Source organism: Staphylococcus sp. 191 (assembly GCF_011174885.1).
GTDB lineage: Bacteria > Bacillota > Bacilli > Staphylococcales > Staphylococcaceae > Staphylococcus > Staphylococcus coagulans.
The window spans coordinates 1-14407 of the sequence record NZ_PNRJ01000021.1 but is presented as its reverse complement, the minus strand read 5'-3'; the positions used below and the strand labels follow the sequence as shown (position 1 = coordinate 14407).

At 36.9% G+C, this 14407-nt stretch carries 11 protein-coding genes; 2 read left to right on the top strand and 9 right to left on the bottom strand.

The genetic code is table 11. The features are described from left to right. Positions 1-41: 41 nt before the first annotated feature. From C1H58_RS11050 to C1H58_RS11010, 9 genes are all read right to left on the bottom strand, one after another. Positions 42-1658, bottom strand: a complete 1617-nt coding sequence (locus tag C1H58_RS11050) for a xylulokinase (protein ID WP_165546188.1) — start codon at positions 1656-1658, stop codon at positions 42-44. Between the two features lie 164 nt (positions 1659-1822). Further along, complete coding sequence (locus C1H58_RS11045) at positions 1823-3172, bottom strand: ferrous iron transporter B (protein ID WP_165546187.1); 1350 nt, start codon at positions 3170-3172, stop codon at positions 1823-1825. Further along, the gene (locus C1H58_RS11040; RefSeq protein WP_165546186.1) at positions 3166-4278 is read right to left on the bottom strand and encodes an NAD(P)/FAD-dependent oxidoreductase; all 1113 of its coding nucleotides are present in this window, start codon (positions 4276-4278) and stop codon (positions 3166-3168) included. The genes C1H58_RS11045 and C1H58_RS11040 overlap by 7 nt, the downstream gene beginning before the upstream one ends. Positions 4279-4458: 180 nt before the next feature. Further along, positions 4459-5616, bottom strand: a complete 1158-nt coding sequence (locus C1H58_RS11035; protein ID WP_165546185.1) for an aminotransferase class I/II-fold pyridoxal phosphate-dependent enzyme — start codon at positions 5614-5616, stop codon at positions 4459-4461. A gap of 29 nt (positions 5617-5645) precedes the next feature. Then, entirely contained in the window at positions 5646-7055 is a 1410-nt protein-coding gene (locus tag C1H58_RS11030) for a sodium:solute symporter family protein (protein WP_050345071.1), read from the bottom strand. An 843-nt stretch (positions 7056-7898) separates the two neighbouring features. Continuing rightward, positions 7899-8345 (bottom strand): Dps family protein, encoded by a 447-nt coding sequence (locus C1H58_RS11025; RefSeq protein ID WP_050329793.1) that lies wholly within the window; start codon positions 8343-8345, stop codon positions 7899-7901. A 124-nt stretch (positions 8346-8469) separates the two neighbouring features. Continuing rightward, a complete protein-coding gene (locus C1H58_RS11020; RefSeq protein ID WP_165546184.1) occupies positions 8470-8796 on the bottom strand; it encodes a hypothetical protein in 327 nt (108 codons plus the stop codon). 245 nt (positions 8797-9041) lie between these two features. Beyond that, positions 9042-10541: a catalase gene (locus C1H58_RS11015; RefSeq protein ID WP_060829292.1), complete on the bottom strand. Its 1500-nt coding sequence runs from the start codon at positions 10539-10541 to the stop codon at positions 9042-9044. Positions 10542-10779: 238 nt separating this feature from the next. After that, on the bottom strand, positions 10780-11304 hold the full coding sequence (locus tag C1H58_RS11010; RefSeq protein WP_050345068.1) for a YfiT family bacillithiol transferase: 525 nt from the start codon (positions 11302-11304) through the stop codon (positions 10780-10782). Between the two features lie 268 nt (positions 11305-11572). Here C1H58_RS11010 and C1H58_RS11005 point away from each other — a divergent pair, with 268 nt between their 5' ends. Together C1H58_RS11005 and C1H58_RS11000 are read left to right on the top strand one after the other, a co-directional pair. Continuing rightward, a complete protein-coding gene (locus tag C1H58_RS11005; RefSeq protein WP_060829290.1) occupies positions 11573-12007 on the top strand; it encodes an Hsp20/alpha crystallin family protein in 435 nt (144 codons plus the stop codon). A 748-nt stretch (positions 12008-12755) separates the two neighbouring features. Further along, positions 12756-14407 (top strand): cbb3-type cytochrome c oxidase subunit I (locus C1H58_RS11000; RefSeq protein WP_165546183.1); only part of this gene is annotated, 1652 nt, incomplete at its 3' end.

The window sequence follows — 14407 nt, the reverse complement described above, 5'->3', positions numbered from 1 at the left end:
TGTTGAAAGAGACCGTTCTTTTCTGGACCAACGCGATCGATTTAATGGTTATTAAATTTTGTTTTAGAATGCTTTTTGTTGAGATCTCGTTCAAGTGTTAAATATTTTTCAAAGCGCTGAATATACGCTTTAAAACTTTCAATATCTTGGGGTTGCGGTGACCACGTAGACGTATACAAGTTATCTGTAAAAATCGTGTTTAAATAATCATCTAAGGTCATGTGGTTTTCTAATACGTAACGCGCTAAAACTGCGATTCCCCACGCGCCTCCCTCATTGGCTGTCTCCATAACAGTGATTGGCGTTTCTAAAGCAGCAGCTAAATAGCGCTGAACAACATTTTTAGTTTTAAAAATACCCCCATGACCAGTCATACGATCAAGCGCAATATTTTCTTGTTTTTTTAATCGATCCACACCGATTTTCAACGTACTGAGCGCGCTATAAATATGTGTTTTCATAAAGTTAGCAAGTGTAAATTCACGTTCTTCTAAACGCATAAACAGTGGAAAGCCTTGTTTGATATCAGTAATAAATTCACCCGAAACATAACCGTACGATAACAACTGACCTAAATCGTCATCCCCTTGTGTCGCCTGTTCAAACAGTCGCGTCCACAGGGTTTCTTTATCATACGAGACACCCATAACTTGGAAAACTTCTTCAAATAGATGCATCCATTGATTGATATCTGACGTACAATTATTCGCATGAATCATCGCGACCTCGTCTCCAGCTGGTGTCATTACAATATCCACATCTGGATCTACTTGCTTTAATGGTTGTTCGAGGACAATCATCGAAAATATACTCGTTCCTGCCGACACATTTCCAGTCTTAGGTGCGATGCTATTTGTCGCAATCATCCCTGTTCCTGCATCACCTTCAGGCGGACACATCACACATCCCGCTTCTAAAAAACCATCAGGATCCAATCGTTTGGCACCTGTAGCGGTTAATAGACCCGCACGCTCACCCGCTTGATAGACTTTCGGTAAAATCGACTCAATAGACTGAGAAAAACCTTGTCCCTCCATCAATGTATCAAATTGTGTCATTAAATCTTTTCGATATGTATGTTGTTGCGCATCGATGGGAAACATACCAGATGCATCGCCTATCCCTAATGCTTTTTCACCTGTTAATTGCCAATGGACATAACCGGATAACGTTGTCAGATAGGCCACATCTTTCACATGCGCTTCTCCATTGCAGACACACTGATAGTATTGTGCAATACTCCAACGTTCTGGAACATTGAACTGAAATTGATGTGTTAACTTTGCACCTGCTTCTCGTGCATAATTATTTTGCCACGTACGAAAAGGAACTAATAATTCCCCCTCTTGATCAAAAGCTAAGTAACCGTGCATCATCCCACTGATGCCAAGAGCCGCAAGCTTTTTCAAACGGATGCGATACCGATCATATATTTCCTGGGACATACGGTGATAACTTTCTTGCAAGCCACGCCATACTTCATCGAGCGATAAAGACCAGTAGCCTGCATTCAACTGTTGCGTCCATTCATAACTTCCCTTTGCGATTGACCTTGTCGAATTATCAATCGCAACTGCTTTGATACGAGTTGAACCGAGTTCGATTCCTACTGTGATGTCGCCTTTCTCTATCGCTTCACGAATGTCTGTATCCACCATCAAATCACCTCATTTGTTCATTGCATTACGCTTTCATTTTATGATGCAGCCGCTCACACCGTCAATCTTCACTGACTACAAGTCAAAAGTGATATCGCAATAAAAAAGAACAAAAGCGACATCCATGAAGATTCGGATGACGACTTTTGTTCTCTATGCCTATATTATAAAATGGATGTCCATTGTAAAACTACAAAAGTGATAACCCCTAATAAAGCAATACAACATACCGATGTTGCCATTTGTCTCAAAATCATCTTGCCACCTTCTCGAAGACCTAGTTGGCGCATTACCATAGTCATTGTTACAGAACAAGCCGTAAATGTTGAACTGAAAAAGACGAGTAATAGCACTTGCCATGCGGAAAGACTTTGTATCACACTACCGCCACCCATGTTAAAGAGGAGCATTCCATCTTTACGGATCATCGAAAATAATATACCAACCGATAAGTCATGCGGAATATGTAATAACATTAAGATCGGTACAAATATTTTTGAGACCATTGTCAAAATAGGTGTAAGTGCTAGTGTACTTGCGATTAAACAAATCCCAATAAATATCGGCATCGCTTGGAAAATAAACATTTTTACTGTTTCCCACATTTGCGAACCTACATTTTTAAAATCTGGCCATTGTATTTTTTGACCTACTGCTACACTATAAGGAATAAACGGTGTTTCATCTCGATACCAAATTTTGTTGTGGATGACACCTCCGATAAATACGAGCATTAAGTATGGCGCAAACAACCACGAGTGATGTGAAACATTGAATATCGATAATGTCGCACCGATTTGATAACTACATGAGGAACCAAAACTAATCAGACTCATACATTTTGATCGCGTACATGCACGACATTGATGACCGGCTTGAACGATTGCCGCTGCATTACAGCCGAATCCTTCTAAAACAGGAATAATATCTGTACCATCTAAACCCATTTTTTCCATCGTCGGTGAAATCGACCAAATCATATACTGTTTAATATGACTCTGTTCAATAAGTGCTGTAGAAAAACTCAACAAAATCACTACAGGCAATGCCCACACGAGCGAATATGTCCCTAAAGATAAAACACCATAGTCTCCAAATAACAACGCTTGCACAATACTTTGTTGAAAGAGATCATATTGAGAGACGCGCTCAATCCATGGTGCAATATACTCATTTTGAAGCCAATCTGAAAAATGATAGGCGATATAAACTGGAAATGCAAACATGAAAAAGATAGCGAGCCAACCTATCAGACTTTGATACCATTGTGGGCGTCGATTTTCACGGGCTTGCATAAATTCTTGCAATTGTGTGACCACATGCTTCGTCTCATCAGACGTATGCATGACACTTTCGTTCAAAGAGAGATTTAATTTATGCTTTACAATATACTGTCTCAATTGTTGTTGGTCTAATCGTCCAAGATGATTAAAACCTTTAACGACAAACGCATGTGTCGCCTCAGGAATCTCTGGCATTTGATTTTTCTTAAAATCATAAACAACGGTTAACATGAACAATTCACACCACAACAACTGTAATCATCTAAATACATTTGATTCGCTTTATATTCTTCAACGATGTCTGGATTCACGTGCAATCCTTCACGTTGCATGATGGCATGAGTTAAAACAGCAAAACGCGCTCTGAATTTGTAAATATAGCATAAAATTGCATCCGCATGACGAACTGTTGCGCCAATTAAAAAGACATTAGGATAGCGCGTTGATTCATCTAAATCAGTGAGGCTGACTTCACCCTCATTCACAGTAAACAGTTGTTGAATCAGTGGGTTGCGTGTAACATCAAATCCTGTCGCGATAATAGGTTCTGTTTGACTATAGACAACCTCTCCATTCGTAAAGAGAATCGCATATTGACCGTCTCGGAAATCAATAGCATCCGCTTGGTAATGCACCTTCATTGTAATAGAAGCACCTTCTTGGACCGCTTTTCTTAAACGCTGTTGTGTATATGGAGAAAGTCGAATACTCGGATCTGCTTCTTCTGCGTTAAATCCTGTTGAGTGCGTGTAAATCGTAACTTCCGCCCCTTGTTGTGCCAAGTGAATGGCTGCATCAAAGGCGCTTTCGTTCCCACCGATAATCGTAAAGGCTTTTCCGGGTAATTCTGTAAAATCTGTCACTTCGCTATAATGAATCCCATGTTCAAATGGTTGATTTGGAAAAGCAAAGTCTCCTGTGGCGATAAATAAATAATCTGCAGTAAACATACCTTGAGAGGTTTCGAGTTCATAGACACCATCGACCAGATTCACCGCATGCACATGTGTCTCTGTTTGAACCTCAATCTCATAATGCCGAGCCACTACTTCTAAATATTCTGCATATGTTTCGCCTGATAGATGTTCTTCATTAAATGTAAAGGCCGGAGAAGTATCTTTACCTATCGCATTCATATCAGGCATGCCAAAGCCATTTGTTGTAAATGAAGGTGTAATCGTACGCGTTGATTTTGGCCAGTTTTTAAATGAATGTCCGATTGTACCACTCTCTATGACACAGACATCATCCAATTGAAATGTTTTCATCGTTACAGCCATACCTATACCTGCTGCACCTGCACCAATGATGATCACACGTCGATGTTGTTTGCTCATCACAATCCCTCTTTTCAAATCGAAATAATTACGATTTATAATTATATCTCTTCTTTAATGAGAATGCAATGTGAACAACCTGACATGATTCACCCTGTCGTAGCAGAGTTCAGCTTGAACATAAAAAAGGCTTTGCAATTACCCTTTCGAAAAAGGATGCAAAGCCTTAGTTGAATAGACTTACTTCTCATAATGACTTATAAAGTGCTCTAATCGATCACACGCTTCTTTAATGGTCTCCATATCACATGCAAAGGAAAGTCTAACGTATCCTTCCGCATAATCAGAAAATGATTTCCCAGGTACAATGGCCAGTTGCTCCGTTTCTAACAATTGATTACAAAAACGGAAAGAATCTGAATCATAAGCAGAAACATCAGGGAAAATATAAAATGTCCCTTGTGGAAGCGTTACAGGTAATCCCATATCAACTAAGCGTGCATAAATATAATCACGTCGCTCACGATAGGCTGCGTTCATTTTCTGTATATCTTTATCCCCTTCTTTTAAAGCACGTATTGCACCGTATTGACTCGGCGTTGCGACACAAATAGAATTATACAAATGCACTGTAGTTACTTCTTCAATCAACTCAGGTGTCGATAACACATAACCAACACGTGCACCTGTCATCGCATGTGACTTAGATAAACCATTAACAACAAAAAGCTGTTCCCTAATTTCAGGAAATTCCATAAACGAATGGTGACGTCCCTCAAACACATTTTCACTGTATATCTCATCTGTAATAATAAAAACAGATGTCTCTTTTAATACCTCAACGAGTGCACGGATTTGCGCATAACTCAATGTCATACCCGTAGGATTCGTCGGATAGTTAAACATAACCGCTTTTGTTTTCGGTGTAATAGCTGCTTTGATTGCATCTGCCGTCGGTACAAATCCTGTGTGAGACGTGTCAATCCATTTGACCTCTGCCCCTTGCAGTTTAACAATCGGTTCGTACCCTAAATAAGTCGGCCCAGGCAAGATTACTTCATCTCCGGGATTCAATATTGTTCTAAGTACATCGTCAATACCTTCTGATGCACCGTTTGTAACGACGATTTCTGTCTCAGGATTATACTTTACACCAAATCGTGACGCGTTGTATTCGGATATCGCCTTTCTCAGCTCGATTAATCCCTTGTTATGTGTGTATTTGAGTTGCCCCGCCTGTATCGCTTCCACCATCGCTTCTTGCACATAAGAAGCAACAGGAAAATCGGATTGTCCAAGTGTTAAATCTAAACAATTCGGATACTGATCTACTCTATTCGCAAATTGTCTCGTTCCCGGTACTTCAATATCTTGAATATGATTATTTAATAAATACATTGCCACACGCCCCTTACGTTATCAATCTATCATGTTGCTTGACGTCCGTTTTTTCCTCTATCATATCGACCTTTTTTCGAATCAAAATATGATACAACTATCAATATTATAGCATTGATGACTATGGCGTAAAATATCGTCGCCGTGGATTGTGGACCCACAATGAAAATTGAAAGTAAAATGAACACCACACTCGCAATAATGGCTGAGAAAGCAGCTTTTGGCGTTAGCCACTTAATAAATAAGCCTAACACGACCGGCATAAACATGCCTCCTGTCAAAATCGCATAAGCGATATCAATGGCAACAAGCACTTCTTTAACCCATATTGAAATAACAATCGCAATGACAGCTAAACAAAGTGTGGTTACCCTTGTTAATCCTAAAAATTGATGATCTTCCAAATTTTTAAATACATACGGTTTCAACAAATCATTTGAAATAATCGTGGCTGACGCTAATAAAGTTCCTGATGCTGTGGACATGATTGCTGCAATGAGTGCCGCAAACACAATCCCTAACAGACCTGCTGGCAATGTTTCGAAAGCCATATGCGCAAAAACATTTTGTGTATTTTGAATATGTGGAAATAAAACGTACGCACACATACCGATAATGACCATCACAATAGAATAGAGCGCACTATATACACCAACTAAAAGGCCCGATGTTTTAGAAATACGTTTCGTCTTCCCCGTAAAGAAACGCTGCCAAATATCTTGTCCTACCATTACCCCTAATGTATACGTAATAAAATAGTTCGCAATTTCACCGAAACCAATATTAAAAAAGCTCAAATGTGAGGCGGGCATGTTTTCAAATAATGAAGAGAAACCACCGACACTGTATAAACTCATAGGTAACATGATTAAAAACATACCGATAGTCATCACAAGAAATTGAATCACATCAGTAATTGATAATGTCCACATACCACCTAAAATCGTATAGACAAATACAATGCTTCCTCCAACGAGAATGGAAGTAAACAGACTCCAATGAAAGATTTGAGAAACAACGGTCCCCATTGCAATCACTTGTGTTACACAAATCATCAAAGTATACATCGCTGTCACGATTGCACCAATAATACGGACACGATGACCAAATAATCGATAAAGTAGTTCACTAATCGTAATCACTTTTAAATCCATAATACGATCCAATAAAAATAGACCAAAAATGGTAATCCCAACACCTAAAGCAAAAACAAACCAAAACCCCGACAAACCGACTTCATAACCAAGTTGTGACGAACCAATTGTTGAAGAGCCTCCTAAAAAGACTGCCGTCAAACAACCAAACAACATAAACAAACCTAAATTACGGTCAGCAACCATATACTTTTCAGAGGATTTCGCTTTTAATACTCCTAAAATACCTATCGTAATCAATGCAGCAAAATATACAATAAATACTATAAAATCAATTGTCCCCATCTTTTTCAACTCTCTTTGTTTTAATGACAACATGTGGCAGTCTAAACAAGCAAAATAGCAGAGAACCTTTGAAATAGAATAGGCTTCTCTCTTAAATCACGTACTTTTCAAAGTGAACAATATAATGATTTGAAGATTCTGAATATTTAAAGGTTCTATTTTACTTTTAAGAATCCTACCTACATGTCATTAACATTTTGATAGCTATGCCTTAAACACGGCAATCAGTCTCAAATGATAACTCATCATTTGATCCCTCAGCTCGCCCTGTTATTTATCCTTTCCCTTATTGGAATCATATTAAGCTTTTTGAGCAGTATTGATATCATTTCCTATTATTGTGACGCTACTTATTTAATACGATAAATCATTTATCTCACATCATTCATTATCGTTAATGCTAACTTCTATGTTTGATTGTTGATAGACTTTACCTTCTTCCCCCTAGATAACAAGGCATCATCTATCAAATAGCGCCTTTAAAGCAATTAAAGTAAATTTAAAAAATAGGCGTCCTTTTGACTTTTTAGGGTATTCGCTTATAGATTATAAATCTTAATCTCTTGGTCCAAGTCGGTGAGTGGTCGTTAATTCAAGAATCCTTTGCTACATTTGTGATTATGGTCATCTTTGCCATAAGAATCGCTTATAACATTATAAAAAAACACTTTCCGATAAGCATGAAGCTTAGAAACCACTTACCTCTATCGAACTTCATTATCCTCTCCAGTTTTAAGGTGTTTCTCAAATACATCACAAATACAATAAGAGCCAAACCTCCTATTATCAGGGAAGTTTGGCTCTCTTTCACTGCACTTCTCATGCGTGCAATTCAAATTGCTTTTAACCGATATATGCTTTTAACATCCAAATGTTGTGTTCTAATTCAGTCGCAATTTCAATAAACATATCCGCTGAACGATCGTCGCCAGCTTCTTCTGCGTTACGTTGTGCGACTTTCAATTCTTTTACAATTGTTTCGAAGTCTGTTGCTAATTGCGCTACCATTTTTTCTGCGCTAATTCCGTACTCAGCTTCTTCAATACTAGATACTTCTAAAACTTCGCTCATTTTACCCACTGGGTTACCTTCTAATGCCAATGCACGTTCTGCAATTTCGTCCACATAAACTGCAACTTTATTATAAAGTTCTTCAAACTTTTCGTGCAATGCGAAGAAGTTATGTCCTTTTACATACCAGTGATAGTTGTGAATTTTAGTCCATAATACAGTGAAGTTTGATAATTGTAAGTTTAAGTCTTCAACTACTTGTTTTTTGTCTTGAGCCATTGAAAAACAGCACCTTTCTCGTTTTAGTTTAGTTTTTTATAAAATCACTCACTTATTTAAATAACCTTTATTATACGGTTTAAACATCGTCCGTCCAAAGTTCATGACTTTGTCATTCATCGTTCTAGGATATTTTCGTGTGTAAATAATCTGACATTGCTTTCACATCATCAGCGTTACATTCTTTTAAAGTAAATACGCCATAATCAAATGTAATTTTTAATTCATGTTCGTCCGATTCAATCTCTTTAATTTCATTGAACTGAATATTACGATAATAAAATTGCCCATCCATATCCACATTCAATATTAATCTTTCATTCGTTGCCACATATGCTGCATCATAAATTTTTGTCATATCTTTAACTGTGTATGGCATTTTACCTAATACAGAAGTTTCAACACATTCAGTAGGAAACAAATCATCAGGATTAATCTTATCTAATATCATGTCATAACCTCTCATTAAAAAATAGCTTACAAAAGTGAAGTGGCATTAAAAGTCCCTCACTCAAACCTCTAAATCTACCAACGTGCCATCATCTTAAATGAAGTGCCCGCTGCCTCATCTTAAAATCATATGAAAATTACTTAACGGTCAAGAAGAATCGGCTTGCAAAAGCCTAGATACAAAGGCGTACGCAAACCGATCAACTCTTGACCAGGTTTACTTTCATCGTCCTTAATCGGACAGACTTAAGCTTCTATTTCAGCAATAATGCTTTCCAATTGATCTTCCATGCCAAGTGCTTTCGCTACACCTGTACCATAGTTAACATCTGCTTGGTAACAATGTTTAATGTGACGACGTTTCACTTCGTCTGTTGTGCCTTCCATTTCACTTGCTGTTGTTTTAAACATACGCTCTTGTTGCTCTGGTGATTGGAGACGGAACAATTTACCCGGTTGTTCGAAGTAATTGTCATCATCTTCTCTAAAGTCGTGCTCATAAGCCGTACCATTCAATTCTAATGGTGCACGTTTGTATTCAGGTTGGCTTTCATGCGCACCGTAGCTATTTGGATAGTAATGTGTTTTACCGCCTTGGTTACCATCTAAGAAACGCATTGCACCATCACGGCTAAATGGACAAATGTTTTCTATGCCTACACCTTTAGGTTGGTTGACTGGAATTTGCCAGTGGTTCACACCTAAACGATAGCGTTGTGCATCGCCGTAAGAGAATAAACGCCCTTGTAACATTTTATCAGGTGAAAAATCAATACCCGGTACAATGTTTGTTGGTGCAAAAGCAGCTTGTTCTACATCCATGAAATAGTTTTCAGGGTTGCGGTTTAATTCAAATTCACCGACTTCAATTAATGGATATTCCCCTTTGTACCACACTTTTGTGAGGTCAAATGGATTATCTTTATGATTTCTGGCTTGTTCTTCAGTCATCACTTGGATGTACATTTTCCATTTCGGGAAGTTGCCTTCTTCAATCGCATTGAACAAATCACGTTGTGAAGATTCACGGTCTTTAGCGATAATTTGTGCTGCTTCTTCATCTAATAAGTTTTCAATACCTTGTTGTGTTCTAAAGTGGAATTTCACCCAAACACGTTCATTTTGCGCATTAATCATGGCATAAGTATGTGAACCGAATCCATGCATATGTCTGAATCCTTTAGGAATACCACGGTCAGTCATTAAAATCGTTACTTGGTGTAATGCCTCAGGTAATGATGTCCAGAAATCCCAGTTATTTTGAGCACTTCTCATGTTTGTACGAGGATCACGTTTAACAGCATGGTTTAAACTTGCAAATAATTTAGGGTCACGGAAGAAGAAAACAGGTGTATTATTCCCCACTAAATCCCAGTTTCCTTCCTCAGTATAGAATTTCAAAGCAAAACCGCGAATATCGCGTTCAGCATCAGCTGCACCACGTTCCCCTGCTACTGTTGAAAAACGTGCAAACATTTCTGTCTGTTTCCCAACCTCTGAGAAAATTTTAGCACTTGTATATTGTGTGATGTCGTTCGTAACTGTAAATGTACCAAACGCTCCAGAACCTTTCGCATGCATACGTCGTTCTGGAATGACTTCGCGATCAAAGTGTGCCATTTGTTCTAAGAAGTACCAGTCTTGCATTAATAAAGGTCCCCTTGGTCCAGCAGTCATAGAATTCTCACGATCACCCACAGGATGACCGAATAAGCCCGTCAATTTCGATTCGTTGTTATTGCTCATGTTATTCACACCTCTAGTTTAGAATTATTTTAATCTAGTATAGCATTACTTTAAATTAATTACAAAGTAATTATACCGCAAAATAAAAACAATTTGTGACAATACCTTGATTTAAACACCTATTTTTAGCCTTTAACTAATTAATAAAATAGGCTAAATATTTTCAATTATTCCTCTTAATTTTGATAGGATACCATGCCATAAAATCGCTTTCTTTTTAATTAAAGAAGCTTCAATGTTATAAAAATTCCTCACTCTTGCCGAGAGCTAGTTGAATATGTGCTAAATGATGACGCTCGTGCCAAGATAACTTTGCGATTGTTTCTCCTACTGAAATTTCACCTGTACCTTCTAATAAAAAAGTACGAGACAAATCGCTTTTTGATAACTGTCGACCAATTGCTGTAATACGTCTGTTAATCATTTCTAAAAGTTGTATAGAGATTTCTACAGGGAGTTGAGAATCTGGTAATTGAACCCACGCATCTTGTTTAAACTCTGCAATTTTTGGCTGTTCATCCGTCAATGCTAGTTTTAAACGCTGATACAGATTGATTTGTGAATCTGCGATATGATGGACAAGTTGTCTAACTGTAAAGCTGCCCTCACGATATGTTTGGTTATAGGCTATTTCGTTAAGGGGTATGACAACTTTCTTTAAATTTTGTACATAACTTTCAATCTCGTCTAACCATTGATGAATATGCTTCAATGTAATCGATTCAGGTATTTCTAACTGACCAATTGGATATCTTAAGTTCATAACGACCCCTCCATCCATTTGTAGTTACTTTCATCTTATCATTTCATCTTGAATTTAGCATGTAAATACCGGTTCAACCCAAGTCAATTAGTATCTCCATTGTTTTTATTTTGAAACTGAGAAATATAGAAATATTTTTAATCAAACTTTGACCTTGACTATCTTTGACCTTAGGTGTATACTGTAACTATAAAGTCAAAGGTGCTTAATATAGCTTCACTAAGTACCTTTCGCAAATCATTATTAATAATACAAGGAGAGATGGACTATGGCATTTGAAATGAAACCATTCAATAATTCTTTTTTCAATATGGAACCCAGTGACTTTTTTAAAGACTTTGGCCGTCATTTTTTCGACGACAATTTTGCTCAAGCTGCCATTACGACTGACATTAAAGAATTAGATGATGCCTACATCGTTGAAGCTGAACTTCCTGGTATGGACAAAGAAAATATTCGTGTGCAGTTTGAAAACAATATCTTAACAATTGCTGCACAAAATACGGTTGAAAATAACAATGAAGATGATGAAGGACGTATCATCCATAAAGAACGAAGCTATCGCAATGTTCAACGTCAATTTAGTTTTGATCATGTGGATGCTACTCAAATTAAAGCGGCTTATCAAAATGGCATGCTTAATGTAAAACTTCCTAAAGATATGCGTAATAATCAAACTGATAAAAATATCCCTATCGATTAGTAACTAAAAAATAAACAATGATGAAAACTACATGATTAAATTGAGCGTAAACCAAGAGAACTGACATGTAGTCTGGAACATCGGTAAATAACTGATTAAAATAAGGAGGCAAGACGTTGAAGTCTGCCTCCTTATTTGATTGGGTACCGTTTAGAATAACCTTGAAATAAATTATAAAAATCAGTACCTATAACTTTTAATCGTTCATCCAAAGAAATAGATATCGCATTCAATCACCAACAGTCGACCAAGCACCATAGCTTCAACCTCGTGATTATCAATCTAGACGAGACCGCTAGTCAAGCGCGGGTGAGTACGTATGAATATGATGATTTTTATCCCCTATCTATTCTGGCTAGTTAATATCTCATTTCTTATCTTAATAATTTAAAGATAAATTATTAACATTTATTGAAAAGACACTCCATTTGACGGACTTCTCAAATTTTTGATACTCGCTTTTCTATACATACCTTTCTCATATCACAGGGTTATCTTCTATATTTTCATTATGACAATATGATTTCCATAATGAACGACACTTCATCCTTTCTATAAACGAAATCATCAAACACTTTATACCTTAACCTTCCTTTTTTTACTATATTTTTATAGTATTTTCCCTAATATTTTAAAGTAAAAAATATTTATTTGTTACGAAATATTGAAACAAACAATGTATATATTTATTTTTATAAAAAAGAGATTATGATGGAGATAAACTAAGAAAAGAGGAGGTATTCTATACATGTCACTCCAAAGAAATATGTATAAACGTTTAAATAGAGTTTTATTGACGATACTCGCTTTAGTGTTTTCTATTTTGCTAATAGGAGGGTGGTTTATATTTCAAAATGAAGCACCTCGTCCCGCAAAAATTGTGGATACACACGGAAACACAATAGTGACAAAATCTGAGCTAATTAGCGGACAAGCCATTTACGAGAAATATGGTCTTACTGATTATGGGTCATATTTAGGTAATGGTTCATATCTTGGTCCTGATTATACAGCAGAAACACTACATCATTATATTAGAGGGATGCGGACTTATTATGCGCACACATTGTATCATAAACCATTGAACCGTTTGGATGAGGCGGAACGCGCTGCTGTCAAAGATAAAGTAACTAAAGAAATACGGGTAAATCGCTATGCTCAACAAAAGGATCAACTTGTACTTACAGATGCGCAAGTATACGGTTTGAATTATATCCAAAAGTATTATAAAAAAATATTTATCAACAATCCTAAACAAGCAGGCCTTACTGAAAATATGATTAAACAATTTAAGAATGATGACTATATGGTTTCTGGAAATAAAATCGAACATTTAAGTCAATTCTTCTTTTGGGGGGCTTGGCTCTCATCCACTGATAGACCAAGTCAAAATTTTTCATACACTAATAATTGGCCATATGATCCTGATGCGGGCAATATGTTGCCGAGCTCAGGTGTGCTTTGGACAGCCATTTCAGTAACTTTATTAATTGGCGGACTCGCATTCATTATTTATATTCAAAGACGTTACGACTTCGATATGAAGGCCACCTATCAATCTGAAAAATATCTCCCTAAAATCGAAGTGGATTCTATCATCACACGAAGTCAACAAAAGGTAGGTAAATATCTTGTTATTGTGATGCTTTTATTCTTAATTCAAATCTTATTAGGCGAACTTATGGCTCATTATTATGTAGAAAACAGCTTCTTTGGCATCCCTATACAACAGTTTTTACCATTTAATCTTGCTAAAACTTGGCACTTACAATTAGCAATTTTCTGGATTGCCACAGCTTGGTTGGCAGCAGGGATATATATTGTTCCTAAAGTTTTAGGTTCAGAACCTAAACATCAAAGTTTACTCGTAGATATTTTATTCTACGCATTATTAGTAGTAGTTTTTGGTAGTATGCTAGGTGAATGGGGAAATATTTTAGGTGTGATTAATCAACATTGGTGGTTATTCGGTCATTTTGGATGGGAATATATCGAAATGGGGAAATTCTGGCAAATCTTATTCATCATCGGCATGGTGCTATGGATTATCATATTATATCGCGGTTTTATTCCAGCAATTCGTAATAAAATACAAACCAATTATGATAAGAAACATTTGCTTTCACTACTCTTTATCGGTGCGATTGCAATCCCATTATTTTATTTAGCTTCTCTTTTTATCATGCCTAACACGCATGTTACTTTTGCTGATTATTGGCGTTGGTGGATAGTGCACTTATGGGTTGAGGGGATATTCGAAGCTTTCGCAGTTGTACTGATAGGCTTTTTAATGGTCAATATGAAACTTACAACTATTCAATCAACCATTCGTGCTTTATATTTTCAACTCATTCTATTACTTGGTACAGGCGTGGTAGGTATGGGCCATCACTATTACTG